Source organism: Butyricimonas sp. RTP31003st1_G1_RTP31003_210430 (assembly GCF_040920905.1).
In the GTDB taxonomy this organism is placed as follows: Bacteria; Bacteroidota; Bacteroidia; order Bacteroidales; family Marinifilaceae; genus Butyricimonas; species Butyricimonas paravirosa.
In genome coordinates this window covers 39,695-59,829 of sequence record NZ_JBCOSQ010000029.1, presented here as the reverse complement: position 1 = coordinate 59,829, position 20,135 = coordinate 39,695, and the positions used below count along the sequence as shown (strand labels likewise).

General features: G+C 39.9%; 13 protein-coding genes. All 13 read right to left on the bottom strand.

Annotation, left to right across the window (positions count from 1 at the left end; genetic code table 11):
- Positions 1–257 (bottom strand): hypothetical protein (locus AB5542_RS10820; protein ID WP_368243055.1); only part of this gene is annotated, 257 nt, incomplete at its 3' end.
- A gap of 59 nt (positions 258–316) precedes the next feature.
- Positions 317–3,661, bottom strand: coding sequence for a PL29 family lyase N-terminal domain-containing protein (locus AB5542_RS10815; RefSeq protein WP_279041133.1), 3,345 nt, complete (start codon positions 3,659–3,661; stop codon positions 317–319).
- A gap of 421 nt (positions 3,662–4,082) precedes the next feature.
- Positions 4,083–6,644, bottom strand: a complete 2,562-nt coding sequence (locus AB5542_RS10810; RefSeq protein ID WP_279041135.1) for an adenosylcobalamin-dependent ribonucleoside-diphosphate reductase — start codon at positions 6,642–6,644, stop codon at positions 4,083–4,085.
- 335 nt (positions 6,645–6,979) lie between these two features.
- On the bottom strand, positions 6,980–7,507 hold the full coding sequence (gene rimM, locus AB5542_RS10805; RefSeq protein ID WP_279041137.1) for a ribosome maturation factor RimM: 528 nt from the start codon (positions 7,505–7,507) through the stop codon (positions 6,980–6,982).
- A 4-nt stretch (positions 7,508–7,511) separates the two neighbouring features.
- A complete protein-coding gene (locus AB5542_RS10800; RefSeq protein ID WP_087418986.1) occupies positions 7,512–8,090 on the bottom strand; it encodes a 30S ribosomal protein S16 in 579 nt (192 codons plus the stop codon).
- A gap of 87 nt (positions 8,091–8,177) precedes the next feature.
- On the bottom strand, positions 8,178–9,140 hold the full coding sequence (locus tag AB5542_RS10795; RefSeq protein ID WP_279041139.1) for a hypothetical protein: 963 nt from the start codon (positions 9,138–9,140) through the stop codon (positions 8,178–8,180).
- Between the two features lie 3 nt (positions 9,141–9,143).
- A complete protein-coding gene (locus tag AB5542_RS10790) occupies positions 9,144–10,418 on the bottom strand; it encodes a Calx-beta domain-containing protein (RefSeq protein WP_087418988.1) in 1,275 nt (424 codons plus the stop codon).
- Between the two features lie 26 nt (positions 10,419–10,444).
- The gene (locus tag AB5542_RS10785; protein ID WP_087418989.1) at positions 10,445–10,645 is read right to left on the bottom strand and encodes a hypothetical protein; all 201 of its coding nucleotides are present in this window, start codon (positions 10,643–10,645) and stop codon (positions 10,445–10,447) included.
- A 13-nt stretch (positions 10,646–10,658) separates the two neighbouring features.
- Entirely contained in the window at positions 10,659–12,038 is a 1,380-nt protein-coding gene (locus tag AB5542_RS10780) for a RagB/SusD family nutrient uptake outer membrane protein (protein WP_118304493.1), read from the bottom strand.
- Positions 12,039–12,066: 28 nt separating this feature from the next.
- Positions 12,067–15,669: a SusC/RagA family TonB-linked outer membrane protein gene (locus AB5542_RS10775; RefSeq protein WP_270543379.1), complete on the bottom strand. Its 3,603-nt coding sequence runs from the start codon at positions 15,667–15,669 to the stop codon at positions 12,067–12,069.
- Positions 15,670–15,739: 70 nt separating this feature from the next.
- A complete protein-coding gene (locus AB5542_RS10770) occupies positions 15,740–16,903 on the bottom strand; it encodes a FecR family protein (protein ID WP_279041142.1) in 1,164 nt (387 codons plus the stop codon).
- Between the two features lie 73 nt (positions 16,904–16,976).
- Positions 16,977–17,534, bottom strand: coding sequence for an RNA polymerase sigma-70 factor (locus AB5542_RS10765; protein WP_118304495.1), 558 nt, complete (start codon positions 17,532–17,534; stop codon positions 16,977–16,979).
- A gap of 168 nt (positions 17,535–17,702) precedes the next feature.
- Positions 17,703–19,994, bottom strand: coding sequence for a S9 family peptidase (locus tag AB5542_RS10760; RefSeq protein ID WP_279038086.1), 2,292 nt, complete (start codon positions 19,992–19,994; stop codon positions 17,703–17,705).
- Positions 19,995–20,135: the final 141 nt, after the last annotated feature.

Here is a 20,135-nt window from a genome sequence, read left to right as displayed (position 1 = left end):
AGGTAAGTTTTATCAGCGGAGAAAGAAACCATGTCCCCACGGAAAATGGATATGCCCCCGTTCAATCCCAAGCTCCAACGGGAAAAATCATTGTACACTTGTTTCTTTTGCACTTGTGCCCACAAAAAAGAAGTCAGCACTAAAAAGCAAAAAGATAATAGCAATTTTTTCATACTTAAATGTGTCGTATTCAATTTCTGATCGTTTGAAGAAGGGGTGTCTGAATCAGACACCCCTCTCTTCTTGTTTGAAATCATTTTAATGATTTCCTTCTGGTTGCAAAGATTTATATACTCTCTGTATCCTAATCCTATTTCTAGTTTTTATGGAATTTTACCGGAATTTCCAATGTCACAACTGAGTGTCCACGTTCAGTTTCTTTATTTGCATGATTGCATACCAGACCCCAAACATGTTTTACACAAACTTCAACTTTGATTACAAATTCGTTAGCAATATCCTCACCATCATTGATCCAAGTTACATATTCGCCTTCGGCATCCGTTTCAAATTTGATTTTCTTGGAGTTCTCTGTATCAAGCGCAGTTCCATCGCTGAAGAATCCACCGATTACCTTGTATTCGAACACACTGTTTACATCGTATACCTGTTTCCAGTAGTTACACCATCCATCGGTTCCACGTTTGAACAAATCAATAGTTCCTTGATCTGTCAGATCTGTATCGTATACAATATGGTTGTATCTAAAGCCTTCTTGTGCTGCATTCTCGTCAGACAAATAATCTGCAAGTCTGAAACAATCTTTCAAATAAGCTTTGTTCTCAGCAAGAGGATATTTGTCATACAACGGATCGATAGTTTTCTTGACGAATCTGATCGGGGTAATAAATGCAACTTCAAATTCTTTAATTACAACTTGAGAACGTCCATATTCAGGAGCCTTAGCAGTTCCCGTATAATCGTGCATATCATGAGCTTGAGAACCTACCTTGTCTGTGGTTTTACATTCTGGTAAATTGTCAGAAGCTTGGTCTTTGTTATACTTCTTCTCGCCATTGTTGCAAGTTCCATACAATCCGTCATAGCATTCGTTGAAACTTACTACGGCACGAATCTTCACTCTCTTACTGTCTTCACCAATAGCATTGATCCATTGACGTCCGGCATCTGATTTTTCCAATTCAATCTTCCAAACACCATTTTCTTGATACAATTTAAGACCATCGGTTGTTCCAGCCCAATCGGAAGAACTATTATACTTGTCAACCAATTCGAATGATAATGTAGGTTTTGCAATTGTTGCCAAATCATATGCAGTTTCACCCGTTCTCGGTTTCAGCATTTGATCCATCGTGTATTTCTCCAAGTCAAACATATTGTTCAAAACGGCCACCATATCATATTCGTCATCCGTTGTTTCAACTTTTCCGTCAGCACCCGGAGCGATCCGTCCGTGAGCATAGATCAAACCACCTTCACCATTAGTTCCCGGATTTTGCCAATTCAACTTGGTAATTTCAGGAGCAACAGCGTTCGGATAAGTTACAAATACAGTGTATTCAACATTTACATCCGGATAAATTTCTCCACTATTCGGGATGTCAACATACTTAGCCTTAACAACATACTCCACATGTTCCGTGCTGAATGCAGTAGGTTTAACAATCAAATCCAATTGATTCAAGATCGTTCCGTCTTCTGCTTTTCTTTCTTCCAAATCAACATCTTTCTTACGAGCATCTGCATCTAAAGCAGCAGTATGTTGTTTTTGCAAATCAATCGTAATAGTCGGATCGAATTGATAATGTTTGTGGAATTCTTCTCTACCTCTAGAACCTGCTTGTTGTACACGAAGGTCATTGTAAATGTGGTCCATATCAAGTTCAACAGCTTGATCTTTATGTTGTAGCATTACTCTGATCGTGTCTTTGATTACAATCTTTTCAGTTACACTCTCTTTACCCTTGATCTCTAACTTGATCAAACGAGAAGCAACAACATTTTCTTCTGCTTCTGCACTAGCACCATCTTCAACCGGAGCAACCAATTTCACACGCACGATCGGAGTTCTTCCAATAGCAGCAGAGTGATCACCTTGTTCAAATCCTGGATATTGATCCGGAGATTTCACGTAAGCTTTAGTTACTAATTGTCTTTCATCCGTTCCGTCTTTTTCCATCGTAGAAACCAATTCCAAATATCTTTCTGTTTGGTCAACACCTAAATTATTGAAAGAAACGGTTTCGAATTTCAACTGATAGTCATCAAATCCATTCGTCATAAACGGATATTCCGTTCCATTGTCAATAAAGAATGTACGGAAAAGTTCTGTCAAGTTTAATCCTTTACCTCCATTATCTTTCCGGTTGTCATATGCAATCTCGAAAGTCGTGATTGGAGCTAGACTCTTGTAATATTCATCTGCATCCTCTTGTTTTGCAGGAGCTGCCTTTTTATCTTGGTAAGAGTTTACGGACCGGAATTTATCTGCATATAAGTTTTCCTTGTTTGCATCCAGTGCATAATGCTCAACATCCGTATTCACGATACGTACATCTTTTTGTGCAATATGCCAATGTTTAGCCGGTGCTATTTCTGAATAAACGGTATCTTTCCCGTTCAAAACAGCCAATGTCAGAAGATCACGTTTATTACCTTGGTGATTATTACCTACCATCTCGGCAAATCTCCATGATTTTGCACGGAAATGCAACATTCCGACTTCTTTATCTTGACTATAACTCTTAGCACCTTCCAGAACACCATTTGCCATATCATAGAATCTCTGACCCTTGTTAAAGATCATGTTTGCCCCGTCTTTCATGCTACGAGAAATTACGGTAGCCTCGCCATGTTTCCACAATCCTAACACTTTAAAAGCGTCAAAAGAAACAGAACGAGGATTGAACTGATACTTCAACTCAGCCTTACCAGCATAAAGAATAGAACTAGGCTCTGCCGGAATTGTTCCTACCGTGTATTCTGGAGCTGCAGCAGTTCCATTTACATAATTACCCACACCATCAGTCTCGTCCTGAATAATTGTCGGGAAGAAAATCATGGGAGCCTCTCCTGCAGAAAGAGTTAAAGGCATGAATAAAATATCCGTTACAATATTCGTTGTTTTTGGAAGTGTTACTTTCTCGTAGTCTCCAACGGTAATACTTCCGTCTTCATTCACTGTTCCTTTCGGCATATAAAGTTCTACATAGCCTTGTTGTTCTACATAGAAAATCCCACCGATAGCAATTTTCGGCTCGATAATTTTGCCGTTCAAATAAAGATACCCGTCCTGTACCGTGAGCTTCACGTCAGTTACAGTACCGGCACCTCCATCTTCCCCTCTCACATTTCCTAAATCAATAGGATCTTGCCCCTCATAAGTCGCATACAAGTGTCCGTCTTCTTTGATTTCAAATGAAGGAACCTTACCATCATTTCCGTCATTTCCATCAACACCGTCCTTACCATTCACGATCTCAACAACACTACCATCACCCAAAGTAACTTTCAATCCATTAGCGATTTTCTCAACACCCTGTACGAATTGTCCCTCCTTAATTTTCCCCAAAAGTTCATCAATGGATGTTTTGTTTGCAGTTATCTGCTCCTGCAAATCCTTAATATCGTCGTCGTAATCCTTACAACCGATGAAAGTAGGACTTGCAAGACCACAAAGTAGAGCACTTAAAAGTGCCATTTTTGCAAAATTCCGTTTTTTGTTCATACTTAAAAAGAATTATATTGGTAATTAAAAAATATCAAGTCACCCCAAAGCGCAACTTTTCTTTGTTAAATGTCTGTCTAACTTAATTGTGTACATGTGTAAATATTTGTCTAAAAACACGCCTCCATTTTTTAACAATTCAAACAATCAATAATCGTTCGTTTAAATTTCAACACAGCACTCTGACAAACAACAATTTACAATAAATACATATTACAAATACAATCTTTTTCACTTATGCAAATATCTGATTTTCAAAGAATACAAAAACTCGCTTTTAAAGAAAATCAAGTAAAACATCTTAGCACATCAATTATCATGAAAAAAGGTGACCAAACTAATCTGGTCACCTTTCACTTATAACTCGAAAGTCTATATAATTACCATATAATCATCACCCGCATTTAGAAGAACCACAAACCTTACAGATTAAACACCCCTCTTGATAAATAACGGATTTAGAACCACAATTCTCACAAACAGAACCAGTAGCTTCCGTACCATCCGGGATAAATTTCCGCAACGCTCTTTCCACACCATTCTTCCACGTGTTGATGTTCTCATTATCGAACTCCATAGCAGCAACCAAATCCACGATTTGATTGATCGGCATTCCATAACGCAAGACCCCGGAAATCAATTTAGCATAGTTCCAATACTCCTTATTGAACTTATATGACAACCCCTCGACCGTCGTCTTGAAACCTCTCTTGTTCGAGAACTGGAAGTCGTAACGGCTATTTCCATCTTCATCCGTGTTCTTCACAATTTTACCATCGGTCACGGCCTTCGGTAACATAATTCCCTCTTCATCATCGGCGATACCGGTAAAGATCTCGTAAGGACGTCCGTCATACAAACCGATAAAGGCAATCCACTTCTCCTTATTATTCTGGAAACGCACGATTTCTGCATCCAATTCCTTCGGGCGCTTGGCAGGCATTGCCCCATCCGTCTTCTTATCTTTATTGGAAACCAAAACTCCGGAACGAGAACCATCACGATAAACCGTACATCCTTTACATCCACTCTTCCAAGCCTCGATATAGAGCTGCCCAACCAATTCCTCTGAAACATCTGCAGGCAGATTCACGGTAACACTGATGGAGTGATCCACCCACTTTTGCACACGTCCCTGCATACGCACTTTAGCAACCCAGTCAATATCATTAGAAGTCGCCTTGTAATAAGGAGACTTAGCCACCATTTCATCAATTTCCTCATTCGTGTAGCGTTTATGGACATCATACCCGTTTTTCTCCATCCAAACGGCAAATTTATGATGGAACACTATAAACTCCTCGTAGGCATCACCCATCTCATCCGTGAAATCAACATGCACATTCTTGTCGTTCGGGTTCACCTTTCTTCTTCTCTTGTAAACCGGCAAGAATACAGGCTCAATACCGGAAGTAGTCTGGGTCATCAAACTGGTTGTTCCCGTCGGAGCAATCGTCAGACAAGCAATATTACGACGACCACATTTCACCATTTCCTCGTACATCTCCGGGGCTACCTCTCTTAAACGAGAAATAAACGGATTATTTTTTTCTCTTTCAGCGTCAAAAATTTTAAACGCACCACGCTCCTTAGCCAATTCGACAGAAGAACTATAAGCGGCAACAGCCAGTTGTTTATGAATATCTACGGAAAAATCTATCGCCTCATCACTACCATAACGCAACCCGAGAGCAGCTAACATATCACCTTCAGCCGTGATCCCGACCCCGGTACGACGCCCTTCTCTGGCTTTTGTTTTAATTTTCTCCCACAAACGAATTTCAACACCCTTCACCTCGTTATCTTCCGGATCTGATGCAATTTTCTCAAGAATGGCATCTATTTTCTCCAATTCCAAATCAATAATATCATCCATCAAACGTTGAGCAATAGCTACATGTTTCCGGAACAACTCGTAATCAAAATAAGCGTCTTTCTCGAAAGGATTTACCACATAAGAATACAAGTTAATTGCCAACAAACGACATGAGTCATATGGACACAACGGAATCTCTCCACAAGGATTCGTGGAAACTGTTCTGTACCCCAGATCTGCATAGCAGTCCGGCACGCTCTCCCGAATAATCGTGTCCCAGAACAAGATACCCGGTTCAGCAGATTTCCATGCGTTATAAACAATCTTATTCCACAACTTTACCGCACTAATCTGTTTCACGTTTTTAGGTTCGTCAGAATATACCGGATATTTTTGAATATAATCACGTTCTTCGACAACCGCATTCATGAACTCATCATCAATTTTCACCGAAATATTAGCTCCGGTTACTTTCCCCTCGGTCATTTTCGCATCAATGAAACTTTCTGAATCCGGGTGATTGATGGAAACACTCAACATCAACGCCCCCCGACGACCATCTTGCGCCACCTCCCGGGTAGAATTCGAATAACGCTCCATGAAAGGAACAATTCCAGTAGAAGTCAAAGCAGAGTTTTTCACTGGAGACCCTTTCGGACGAATATGGGACAAGTCATGTCCTACTCCACCTCTTCGTTTCATCAATTGCACTTGCTCTTGATCAATCTTCATTACCCCGCCATAGGAATCAGAAGGACCATCATGTCCTATCACGAAACAGTTAGAAAGGGATGCAATTTGATAATCGTTGCCGATTCCCGTCATCGGCCCTCCTTGCGGAACGATATATTTAAAATCACGCAACACCTCGAAAATTTGTTCTTCCGCCATCGGGTTCGTGTAATTTCTCTCAATCCGAGCAATCTCTGAAGCTAAACGATGATGCATATCATCTGGATTCAACTCAAAAATATTCCCGTAAGAATCTTTTAAAGCGTATTTGCTTACCCAAACACGGGCAGCTAACTCATCCCCCTTGAAATAATTCAAGGAACTGCTATAAGCCTCCTCCTGCGTGTAGACTTTCTTTTCTTTCACAGTTTCTTTTTGCTTTTCCACTTTCTTCGTAGTTTGTTCCATTAGCGTATTATATAAATAGTATTTTTTGTGACCAATTCAACAAGGACAAAACTAAAGAAAAAAAACTTCTTGGAAAAATATTTTTACTAACAAAACACGAAAGTTTTCCAAAATGAATACACATTTACCTGATAATAACATATTTATCATTTCAAATAAAGCCAAAAAATTTTCCAAATATAAAATTGGCACAAACTAGAAATATTCCACAGAAATATTTTGCTTTAATAAAAATTGAACTTTACATGATAAGTACTCTACTCCAAAACACCCAATAAGACACACCAATAGCGATTATTTTTTACCTATTTATACGTTTAAGTATTTAAAAAGGTTTAATAAAGCTCCTTGATTTCTTCAGAAATATTTACATGTATTTTTTTCTCGTTATGAGAAATATCCAGAACATATTCATCGGATACGGGAAGAAGAATTTCTTTAGAAAATATTTTTATCGTGAGAACCACGTTACCTGAATAATTATCCACCTGCTCCACGACACCCGTCTCTCCCGTCAACTCGTCCAGCACGGAATAGCCAATCAAGTCTGAAAGCTCAAAAGGCAATTCATTCTCTTCTTCCAACAGGTATTTATCCATTAGCAGGTCACATCCTACCAAACGATCTGCCTGTTCTTTCGAGTCAACAAAATCAAATTTGACAATATAAGAAGAATGGTTTCTTTCTGTTAAACCATCTTCGGCAATATAAAAGGGAACCGGTGCCCCTTCTAAAAAAATAAACACCGGTTCATCCATGTATTGTTCAAGAAGATCATTATCCGTATAAACAATAAGGGCGCCCTGTAAGTTATGAGTCTTACCGATCTCCCCTATCTTTACGCAATCTTCTCTCTTGACCATAAAATTACTCTGCTGCTGGAGTTTCTGCCGGAGTTTCCGGAGCCTCTGCTGCGGCTACTTCAGTTGCGGCAGCCTCTACTTCTGCTCTGGCAGCTGCCTCTGCTTCAGCTTTTGCAGCGGCAATTTCTGCTTGTTTTTTAGCCACGATCTCAGCTTTAGCCTCTTTTACTTTAGCCTCAGCTTCCAGACGAGCCTTATAAGCACTCTCTGATTCGTTAGCCAAACGAGCAATTTTAGCCTGAATTTTAGCAATCTTCTCTTTTTTCCAAGCTTCAAATTTCGTGTCAGCAGCAGCCATATCAAATGCACCTTTCTTCACACCTTCCAACAAGTGCTTTTTCATAAGTACTCCTTCGTAAGAAAGAATTCTTTTAGCCGTGTCAGTCGGTTGAGCTCCGGTCATCAACCAATATAACGCTCTGTCGAAATTTAAATCAATTGTAGCCGGGTTGGTCATCGGGTTGTAAGAACCAATTCTTTCAATGTAACGACCATCACGCGGTGCTCTACTATCTGCTACCACTACATGGTAGAACGGACGTCCTTTACGACCGTGTCTTGCTAATCTAATTTTAGTTGCCATTCTTTTTAATTTTAACTCATTAATTACTTACCTATTCTCGATAGGCGGGTGCAAAGATAGTCAATTAATTGAAAGTTGAAAATTCTTTTAGGGCAAAACATTTTGAAAAACACGTTCTATTTCTTTCAGGTACTTTGGATTAACAACAATCTCCTTATATCTGCTTTTCAATATCAACACGGCTTCCTCCGGTAATTCATTATAATACTGCATCACGAAATTATTCCCTACATCATCCCGGATCTGTTCGTGCAACCCCAATTTATTCAACTCGTCAATATAAGCATTCACGAATTGTTCCGGTTCCGACATCAAACCAGCCAACTTCTCTCCCAGCAAATTATTCCAATAGGAAACCTCGTAAACCTTGTATCGGTATACTTTCTGATAGACACCAATATCATTTTTCGGTAACATTTCATCAAATATATTGAAATGGTCAGGCTCCTCACTTTGATCTTCTCTATTTAATAAAGAATGATACATGGGGTAATAAAAGTAAGAAGCAGCCAAAGGAACTTTTACTTGTATTCTGAACAAACGTTCGAATTCCGGGTCACAAGGTGTTTTTTTCACAAAATTGGTAATAATAGCATCATTATGCCGCACGATAGAATCCATCATTTGTTTAAAGTCTACCGGAGGTAACACAAACATTTCCTGTGTCGATGGGAACCACTGCTTTTCGTAATAATCCACCATCATCCTCGTTTCCGGATTATTCCCTTCCACCAATTCAACAGATTTATAATCCCCATTTTGAACTTTTTCCACATCCATCTTCACCTGAACCTTCTCACCCGGCTGCAAATAAAGCGGAAATGCGGCCTTACCATTTGCCAAGCGCACATATCCTGTTTCCCTTAACGGTAAATTAATCTCAAAATTTCCCACACTATCTAAAGCCACAGTAATGGTTGTGTCTTGCCCACAAATCTCAAAATAAACTTTCTTTCCTTTACAATTCTGTAAATTTCCCCTTACCGGAGTCCTATCATTAGAATTGCATGCCAACAGGCATGCAATCCATAAAAACATCATTAATCTCATCGACTATTTTACTTTTGTAAAATGATAACGCAATTGAATATATCGCATCGCAATTTCCCCCTCTCCAGCAACAGCCTTCATTCCCTCGTAAATCGTCTGGTAGAAATCAGTCGGCTCATAATCATACAAAGTAATTTCTAGGGTATTATCATCAATCATACGGAACCCTATTTCTATTTCTTTTTCCTTAACAGTTCCCGCTGAAAAAGTAACATTTGCTTTACTTAAATGATAAACAGACATGGTCACTACCGTGGGACGAATACCACCCTCTTCTATCAAGCGTTCTTTTTCATCACGCACATACGTTACCTCACAATCCCTAAAATAATTCTTCAAATCACCAGTCAAAATCGTTTTCATCTCGTCAACTTCTCCTGCAATAAATTCCAATGTATCCTTATTCGTATTATTCACAGGCATATTCACGAAATCAGACTCTGGAGCCTGCTGCCATTCCAGATAGCTGCTTTTCCAATAATTCAACAACAATTCTTCTTCAAATACCCACTTTCCGATCATTCTTCCCATCGGTTTTCCATCAACCTTCACGATCGCTTCATCAAAATTACCCGGAATAAAACGTTCACTCAAATCTTTCGTTTCCAAAATAATCCTATCCTTTCCTTCCTCCTCATTCAATAACTTTATTTTTATTGATCCTTTTGAAGAACCGACCGGAATAACAAATTCTTTCACACCCCCTTCAATCTCAAAATTCACGCCTTCTTTTGCAGTAGAAGCATCCCCGATTGTAAAAGGAATATGAACTTCTTCTTTCTGTCCATAAGTACCCGCAACCGCCTTTACTTCCACTTCAACCGTTACCTCGTTTGCAAGAGCGTAATACTCCTGCACGAACGAATAAATCAATTGTTCTTTGGACTCTACCGTAACCGTGGTAACACCATTTTTCCCGATTTTATAATTAGTCCCAGACAGGATTGATAATTTCACATCCCGATCGGCCGTAAAATTATCTTTTGGGGTCATCTCTATGAAAGCAGAAGATTCACCTGCCGGGATAACAAATTCCTCCGCCGAGAGTGTGTAATCCTCATCTTTCACAGCACTCCCAGTAATCCCGAATTTTACAACCGTATTCTCGGCAACCGCTGAATTCGCGGTCACTTCTATTTTTACCGGTTCATTCGCTGGCAAAAAATAAGCCGTTTTCGCAAATGAAACATCCAGCATATCATCATCATCATTATCGCTACAAGATGTCCATATTCCTGTTAATAAGAATAAAGAAAACAGTAAAATTAAATTTCTCATAATCTTTCGTTTATAGGTTTAACAATTTATTCTACATTATTTATCGCATTATTATATTCTTCTCTCTTAGCCTTAATAAATTCACGCTCCTCTGCCGTCAATGGCTTCGCCTGAGGTATCACGTATTGCCGGGCTATACTATCAGTCCGGGGCGGTTCCTCGTCAACATCCCCACAAGCATTACAAATCAAAAGCATCCCGAAAAAAAACAATATCATCGTTTTCATATCAAATCATATTTTAAAGTTCATACCCTTCATTCTGAATCAACCCAGGAGTTAAATCCACATCCACCCTTGACAACGGGGCTGTGTACATGTATTTTAGAGTCACATACTTCAAACCGTCTTTCGTAACCCAAAATTCAGGACATCCATTCCTCTTCAATTCAAACAACCGATCACCTTCCAGAAACAATTCTTTTTGGCGCTCTTTCAATATAGCTGCCAATAAAGGAGTCAAAGGTTTCCCGTACACGTCTTCTCTGATTTCTCCTACCGATGTGTCAGAAGGTAAAGTTGTCAATGAATAAGGCACATAATTACTGATTCGTTTGGCTCGGAGGGCATTCAGATGTTCTAAAGCCTTATCATTATCCGGAATATGAGCGTAAGCTTCTGCCAACATCAGAGCAATCTCAGCGCTTCTCACTTGCGCCGTCAACTGCTTCTTAACCACACGTTTCTTATCAAAAAATAATTCATACCGGATATCATTTTCTTTCTCCACAAACAAATCTATAAATTGCTTACTCACGGGACGATATTTAACCAAAAGTTGAAACGTAGATTCTGCACTTTCATCCCCGTAAACAAGCGAGCGGATCAACACATTTCCTTTTCGGGTAAATTTACTTTGTATCATATCCTTATAAGCCTCACCCTCCAACAAAGGATATTTCTTCAACAATTCCTCTCCCAAGGTCGTAACCTCTCCCCAATTCTGCGTCCAAAAATAAAGTTTCATCAGGTAAACCTTGGCCACGTCAACCGTCAATCGATATATATCGTCCGTCAGGTTATACCCTATACCATTCTTCAGATCCTCTTCAATAAACTCAGCCGTGGCTTTTATACTAGAACGTATAGGCCTAGCCTCCATATCAAAGACCTTAACAAGCGGTAAGCCCAATTGTGAATTCTCATTTTCTTTATCGTAAGGTTCACAGAATAAACGCAACAAGTTATAATAGCATATGCCTCTCATCGTATAAGCCGTTGCCAACACTTTCTTTCCTTTTGCAGACTCCTTCTGCGTCATATTTTCGATCACGAGATTACAGTCCCGGATTTTCTCATAAAGTTGACTGTAATTAGATTGGAATCCATTCAACTTTTCCCCCAGATACAGGTTTAAACTATTCCCTTGCGGCAAAATTGTCAAACTTGCATCCAAATTATCCGTCACACAATCATAATCCAGGATTGTCGATTGATTTCCTATAATAACAGCATCATTACCATAGTCTATATTATTTAACGTCCTATGAAGTAAAGCTTCAAACTCTTCCGGAGTTTCCGGGATCGTCTCCCCATAAGGTTTTAAATCCAGATATTCTTTACACGAGCAACACAAGACAAACAGCCCTATTATCACCCATAGCCTACGATTACGTATCATAACTAAAAATATTTAATCCATATTTATTTTAAAAACCAATATTCAAACCAAATGAAACAGAACGTGTTACAGGATAAGTAGCACCCGGTGTTTCCGGATCAATTCCCGAATAGTTTGTAATCGTGATGAAGTTATTCATTGATAAATAGAAACTCATTGATGACAAGGAGATCTTTTTCAGTATATTTTCCGGCAAACTATAGGTAAATGTAATATCCCGAACTCTCAAAAAAGAAACATTCTCCAGTAAAGCCCCATTAGTGATATCAGTACTCGACGGGTTGGTCCTGTCAAGATACAAACGCTCGCCGTAACGATCCAGTATCCGTGGGTATTTCGTTCCAACTGTTTGATCTGCACGCCAACGATTAACGACATCTTTACGCACATTTAAATGACTTACGTACAAATCGTTATATCTCATCGGGATAGATTCACGCCCTCCTTCTACCGAGGGTTTGTTTTCAACCGAAATACTGGAATAACTGGCAGGAGTGTTTAAATCATTCAACAACTTGGCACCTAGCGTAAAAGCACCTCCTATGTTAAGCGCAAATTGTTTATATGAAAAATTCAAATTAAACCCTCCCGTCGTGGGAGCTGTTGATGTTCCCAAATAAAACCGATAATTTGTTGCGTCCGCGTAATCCGTCTCCTTGTTAATCACGGCATCCGATCGCAATTTAAACTTATACAACCCCGTCGTCGGATCGATACCTGAAGTCTTTCCTCCGAAAACCGCCCCTAAAGGATATCCCACGTACAAGTTCCCGTAAATATGTCCGGTAGGGGATTCATATTTTGTCAACTTATTCTGATTCCACGCTATATTTGCCGACATATTCCAACGAAATCCCTTATACTCTAAAATAGTAGCCCGAATCGTACCCTCGATACCTTTATTTTCAAGCTCGGAAGTATTATAACTCTGACTAGAAAATCCGGTCATCACCGGAACATTCACCGATGTCACGCAATTTATACTTTTACGATAATATCCCTCCACGACTCCGGAAATTCGGTCACGAAACAATCCGAAATCCAAAGCCACTTTCATGTCCCGTGTTTTCTCCCATTTCAACTTGGGATTAGGAGCATTTTTGATCCATCCCATCCGGTACATATCATTATCGGCCTTTCTGTAATCACTCTCGTAACTCATGATCAAGTTCGGTTTCACCGTCTTGTTTATATTACCCGTATATCCCATAGCTAGACTTAGCTTTAACCGACTCAACACGTGATTTATCCTTTGCATGAACCCCTCGTCCCCAATATGCCACGCCGCCCCCAAAGACCACGTCGGGTTAAATTGCTCGTCACTACCGAAATTATTTGACCCGTCAGTCCGGAACGACAGACTCACCATATACTTATCCCGTAAAGTATAATCTACAGCCGAATAAAATGATGCAAAACGATTCTCCGTACGACTCTGTCCAGAAAGCCCATCTACGATTCTACCGAATGAAATCAACTGGTTATAACTAATATTATCTCCTGTTTTCGGGGGCAAAGGAATAGATGAATTACCCGTTACATCGTCATAGCCATAACGTTTTTCATAAATACTCTTGGCATTGTCACCCCGGATTTCTGCTCCTGCAATAATCCCGATGCGATGTTGGTCATTAAAAAGATCATCATACCCTAATTGGAACCGAGCCATATAACTACTATTATTTGCGGAAGTCTGGGTAATAGACCCATATGTCCGAGTACTCGGATAACTATCAAAAGACAACCGATCCAAGAAAGCGGCATAAGACTCTTTACCATTTATATTATCCGTCTTGTTATTTGTAAAAGAGTAAGAGGCAATCCCGGATACTCTGAATTTACTCAAAAGACGATAGTCCACGCTAAAACGCAAATCTACTGTTGTATTATAAGCATCACTCGACGTTTCCTCCATCTCCCGCAATATATTCACTCCCCCTTCCGGCAGCATTTCCGTGAATCCGCCATTTACCCGATTCAATGTAAAATACGTGTAATCGCCTCTATACGACCCGTCTTCATTATACGGGCGCTCGTAAGGATTAGCATAATAAGCATATTCCAACGGGTTCACATTCATCGAAGGAGCATCAGATTTCTGACTGGCCAAATCCACTCCAAACTGAAGGTTCAACCGTTCTACTGGTCTCAAATTTATCTTAGAACTCACGTTATAACGATTATACGCGTTATTCTTCATCGTACCCTTCTCGTTGGAATATCCGAATGACAGGTAATACGTGAACTCCTCCTTTCCTCCCGACAAAGAAAGATGATGACTCATTGAAAATGAATTCCGGAACAAAATATCAACCCAATCTGTTGTCTGTGATGCCAAATCCTCGATATACGCATCCTGCTCCGCGACACTCATCCCCTTAAACTCGTCTTTACCGGAACGAATCATCCCCACAATCCCCACGACAGGGTAATATGTCCCGCTATTAAAACCTTTCGCAGAGAATTCATCCCACAACTCTTGCTCCCAAGCTAATTTCTCCCTTGAATTCATCAAATTCATATCCCGTTGCGGCTTCAAAACGATCGAAACATTAGCGGAATAATTCACTTTCATCTTACCCGCTTTCCCTTGTTTTGTAGTCACTACAATAACCCCACCTGCCGCTCTCGATCCGTAAATTGCCGCCGCAGACGCATCTTTCAACACCGTCACACTCTCAATATCATTGGGGTTTATTCCCCCAAGCCCCGTCGTGAAAATATTATCAAAATCACCCGATTTTATCTGCCCGGCTGAAATATCGGGGATATCTTTTTGCAAAGGCACACCATCCACAACCCACAAAGGCTCGGCGTTCCCTGTTAATGTATTTGTTCCCCGGATTCGAATCTTAGAAGAAGCACCCGGTCGACCGGAAGTCGCCAACACACTAACTCCTGCGATCTGCCCCTGCAACAAATTATCAACTGACGAAACGGGACGATTCTCGAAAACTTCTTTTTTTATAATCCCAACAGACCCCGTAGAACGCCGTTTCGTTGTTTGTGTGTACCCTGTCACAACAACCTCATCCAACTCGTCTGCTTTAGGTTTCAATACAACATCCAATGGCATTGTTTTTCCTTTCAGATTCACCTCCAACGTTTCCATCCCCACAAATGAAATCAATAATAAATCATTTCCTTCAGGAACATTCAAACTAAAATTACCATCAATATCCGTCGAAACCCCTATAGATGTTCCTTTTATAAGTACTGTCACACCCGGTAATGATTCGTTACGGTCATCTCTCACCTTCCCCTTAATTTCTCTGAATCTTTTCTCATTACTAACTTGCGGAGCCTTCTCCAACAAAATAATCCGATCTTGGATTCGATAACGTAACCCTGTTCCCTTCAGTACCTCTTTCATCACGCTATCCAAAGAAACTTCCTTGACATCAACTGTTATTCCTCCAAGATCCTTCACGAATTTCTCGTTGTATACAAAATTATACCCGGATTGCTTTTTGATCTCTTCAAGCACTTTAACCAGTTTCTCGTTTGTCACCTTCAAGGTTATCTTTTCCGGTGAATGTCCTGCCCAAAGTGGACCCGCTGCGAATAACAGTAGCATCAAAAATGCGCAACTCTTGTTGAATTTCCTGAAAAAAAACTTTTCTACCATCATTTTTACCTATATTTGTGTGTTATGTCTATATAACATTTTGCGTTAAAGAGATTAGGAAAGACCAATTAGCCTAATCTCTTTTCTTTTGTACATAGACGATTTTGCGTTCTACTTTAAATGATACAGAAGTTGAAGATTCAATAACGGCAAGCAAAGACTCTAACGAGACGTCACTTGACACATCCCCGGTATAATACTCTTCCTCAAACACTTGTTCCCGAATAACGGTTACATCATAATACCGGGACACCCGTTTCAAAATTTCTGTTAACGAGGCATTCCTAAAACTGAAATTACCATTCTTCCAAGCAACATAATGTTCCGTGTCACACTTTGAAACTTGAATCTTAGCCTGCACGTCATACATATTCACTTCTGCCATATGTCCCGGGGTAATTATCCGGGATTCCCCTTTTCCCGCCGACACTTCCACGAGACCCGCTACTAAAACAACAAAACTTTTTCCTTCATCCTCGTACGTGTTCACGTCAAAAGTTGTCCCCAGCACCTTCACATCCATCTTATCCGTACTCACGATAAAAGGACGGGTACTGTCTTTGGCAACCTCGAAATATCCCTCTCCATGCAAACTGACCTCTCTTTTATCTTTACCAAAAGACACCGGGTATTTTATTTTTGAATCTGCATTCAGCCACACTTTCGTCCCATCCGAAAGAACTAAATGGTAAAATGTCCCTTTCGGAATAATCAACTGATTAAACTCCAACTCCTTCTTATGTAAAGAATCCGGTCGAACGTACTCCAAACGATTCCCGGAATAAAGTTTTGTCCCTTTATCCAATTTTACCTCATCCTGCTCTGCATTCGAAATATCCACCACTTCCCCGGTTGACAACACGAGACAAACATTATTTTGCCGTCCCTGTTCTGCCAAAACAACACCTTCCTCTCTTGCACCTCCCAACCATAACCACAACCCACTTGTCATTAACAAACAAATACTCGCCGCAACAGTCACTCCCACTCTTATATTTCTCCTTCCCTGTTGTTGCCGTTTCTTGAAATCTTCCCATTTCATATTAACATCCACCTCGTCATACCGTTTTTCTAACTCTTCCGTAGAAATTCTTTGCAGGTTAAAAAAAACACGCTCAACCTCCTTGGATTCATTCCTCCATGAATCCAACTGTCTTCTCTCCGAATCATCCAACCCGATAATCCGTTCTTTACAGATTAATTTAGCTATGAATAAATACTGATTTATCTCTTTCATCTAACTCTCGTTTCCCCAATAACGATCGAGATAAAAAACAGTATAGGTGAAATTTTTATTTTTTTCAAAAAAACTATGACAACATGATAATCATTAAAAATAAATGTCCCAATGATTTATTTAACTCCTTATAAGCAATTGATTTATGAAATTTTACAGTTGTTTCACTTATCCCCATTTCCTCCGCAATCTCTTTATTCTTCTTGCCTTCTAAATGTAATTTTATCACGGCCTGCACTTGAGGAGTTAACGATTTGATCGCTTTATGAATCAAAAAACGACTCTCTTCATCTATGATTGCCTGCATTAAATAATCACTTGTCTCCCGTTCCTTCGAATACTCACTTGAATAACGTTCTTTGATTTTTTCATGACGAATATAGTCCAAACACTTGTTTCGGAGAGTTCGATAAATAAAAGCCTGCAATGCCACTTCTGAATCAAACATTTTCAAATGTCGGGACCAAACAATAATAAAAGTTTCCTGCACAATATCTTCCCGTACATACGAATCATCAATAAAACGAGAAGTAAAGGCAAAAAATTTGGGGAAATGCTCTTTAAAAAAGTGCTTAAAAACAAGCACTTCTCCATTCAAAAATCGAATATACTCACCTCGTTCCTCTGTCATTAAACGATCCTTTTTTGATCTTTTACATTTTCAAGGAAGATGTTAAGGTCTTGTAAGTGGAAAAAAATGAAGTACCTGATAATTAGGTTAAGCTAAAAAATGTTATCTTTGAATTACTAATAATTTTTTGTTGAAAATAATTATCAAAAAAGGATCGTTTAATCATTATCAATCAATGCTATTCATATCAACATTATCTACTCTCTGACCCAAAAGATTTTCAATAAAATAATACCGGATAAGATTCACATAATAAGGAGAACCCAAGCCGTGATCCGCCCCGGGAATAAGCATCAAATCAAAGCGTTTATTCGCTTGCATCAGAGCATTAGCCAAACGAATCGTATGAGCCATATGCACGTTAATATCCATATCCCCCGTTATTAACAGCAACTTTCCTTTCAAGTTTTTAGCCAATTCGATCGTCGTAGGAATCTTGGATTCGAACGAATACACCACGCTATCCTGTTTCCCCGCTTTCTTCTCATGCTTTTTCACGCCATGATAAGTTTCACCCCACCATTTCGTATATATATTATTATCATGATTACCGGATGCAGCAACTGCAACTTTATAGAAATCCGGATATGTCAGAATAGAGGCTGCAGCCATAAAACCACCCCCGGAATGTCCGTAAATACCCACCCGTTCCAAATCAATAAAAGAATATCGGTTAGCCAACTGTTCGATCACGAACTTACAATCCGCCAAAGCATAATCCCTCAAATTTCCATACCCGAAACAATGGTAATTCCGTCCCCGGGTAAAACAACTGCCCCGAAAACCGACATTAATCACGATAAAACCCAATTGAGCCAAAGACTCGTTTCCATTATCATCCAACGTGAAAGACTGTGGAACAAAATTCTCTTGCGGCCCCGGGTACACGTTTATGATAATCGGGTACTTCCGTGTCGAATCCATATCAAACGGCCGATACATCACACCATAAAGATCCGTAATTCCATCAGCCGCTTTCACCTTTACCCGTTCCGGTTTCCTCCATCCCATCTCGTACAGCAAGCGTAAATCAGGACGTTCCAATTCCATAATTTTCCTTCCCTTCGTGTCTCTTAATTCGGCAATCGGCTCCTGATCCGCCCGGGAATAATTATCAATCAAATATTTCCCGTTCTTGGCCAGATCAATCGAATGAAACCCGTCTCCGGGAGTCAACAACGTCAAATCGGAACCATCAAAATTCACCTTATAGAAAAGACGATACTCCGGATTTATTCCCTTCTCCCGACCATACCCCTCAAACACGAAACTACGTCCCAACGTGTCCATCTCCGTAATTCTCCCTGCCACGAAATCCCCTGTTGTCACCGGATTCTTTAACTGCCCCTCCTTGTTATAAAGATAATATTGTCCCCAACCGGAACGTTCCGACCACCAAAGAATATCCTCCCCTCCATTCAGAATTCGACATTCAAACAATTGCTCTGTAAAATGTGGCTCACAACGTTCGTGAATAATTTCAAAAACCTCTCCCGTACGGGTATCTACCCGGCAAAGATCCATCTCGTCACACGTCCGGCTCTTACGAGTAAAATAAATATATTCCGGGTACTTATTAAAATCAAAAAGCATCACTTTCACCTCCTGATCCGGATATTTCGCAATGTCAACCACCTGATGCGATCTCTTCTCTGCATCAAACAAATGTAAATCATACATGTAAACATACTTTTCCCCCGGCATCGGAAATTTATAAGTTTTCAACGTCGGACGGGGCTCTGCCAGATGATCAATCAAATACCCCTCCCCCACGTTCCGACGATCCTGCCGCAGACAATAGAACACCTTGGAATCCCCCGACCAAGTAATTGATGCCCCTTCCTTCTTGTCCGTATCCTTATCCCGCTGAAAAGAATATGAATAATAACGTTCTCCATCCGTCGTTAACTGGTAAGAAGTTGTGTCCCCCTTTTCCTGTATATACACGTTATGCTTGTAAGCATACACCATATAATTGCTATCCGGAGACCAGCGTTGCCAGTAAGGAACCCGGCTAAAACTATTCTCTTTTCTTTCCCGTGAATATTCTTTCAAGACATCACGTTTCACATCGTATTCAAAATCTTTCCCGTACCTGGAAAACATCAATCGATAAGGATTATCTCCCTCAAAACGGAACCCTCCCAATTTAAAATTCCGAACATCTTCAGTTTTACCTGTCAATTCTGCTAATCTTGCAGCAAGTCGTTCCGTTGAAAATAATTCTTGCTTTTTCCCCTTCTTAGCATCTACCAAATAATACACCGTTCCGTCACCCGTCGTGTAATAATACCAGAAAAAATCAGAATTCCCGATCCACGAGGGATAAACCGATAAACTGTAGACATAATCAGAAAGATTTCTCTCAGAAAATTTGGCACAAGCTTTAAAATCCGCCTTTTGTGCGAATACACTACTCCCCATCAGGAAGAGTAGTATGCATACAATACTTCTCATCATGTTTAATACATTTTGCGTTCTACATAAGCACGATGACACGGTAAAGACCAATAAACCATGAAACCGCTTGCCTCAAAAGTAACTCTTTTTCAACAAATTCCCATATATGCTCTAAAAAAATAAAAAAAAGACAAGTTTTAA

Coding starts and splice junctions, on each gene's coding strand:
- AB5542_RS10815 (WP_279041133.1), bottom strand. CDS start 3,661: ATGGCACTTTTAAGTGCTCTACTTTGTGGTCTTGCAAGTCCTACTTTC.
- AB5542_RS10810 (WP_279041135.1), bottom strand. CDS start 6,644: ATGGAACAAACTACGAAGAAAGTGGAAAAGCAAAAAGAAACTGTGAAA.
- rimM (WP_279041137.1), bottom strand. CDS start 7,507: ATGGTCAAGAGAGAAGATTGCGTAAAGATAGGGGAGATCGGTAAGACT.
- AB5542_RS10800 (WP_087418986.1), bottom strand. CDS start 8,090: ATGGCAACTAAAATTAGATTAGCAAGACACGGTCGTAAAGGACGTCCG.
- AB5542_RS10795 (WP_279041139.1), bottom strand. CDS start 9,140: ATGAGATTAATGATGTTTTTATGGATTGCATGCCTGTTGGCATGCAAT.
- AB5542_RS10790 (WP_087418988.1), bottom strand. CDS start 10,418: ATGAGAAATTTAATTTTACTGTTTTCTTTATTCTTATTAACAGGAATA.
- AB5542_RS10785 (WP_087418989.1), bottom strand. CDS start 10,645: ATGAAAACGATGATATTGTTTTTTTTCGGGATGCTTTTGATTTGTAAT.
- AB5542_RS10780 (WP_118304493.1), bottom strand. CDS start 12,038: ATGATACGTAATCGTAGGCTATGGGTGATAATAGGGCTGTTTGTCTTG.
- AB5542_RS10775 (WP_270543379.1), bottom strand. CDS start 15,669: ATGATGGTAGAAAAGTTTTTTTTCAGGAAATTCAACAAGAGTTGCGCA.
- AB5542_RS10770 (WP_279041142.1), bottom strand. CDS start 16,903: ATGAAAGAGATAAATCAGTATTTATTCATAGCTAAATTAATCTGTAAA.
- AB5542_RS10765 (WP_118304495.1), bottom strand. CDS start 17,534: ATGACAGAGGAACGAGGTGAGTATATTCGATTTTTGAATGGAGAAGTG.
- AB5542_RS10760 (WP_279038086.1), bottom strand. CDS start 19,994: ATGATGAGAAGTATTGTATGCATACTACTCTTCCTGATGGGGAGTAGT.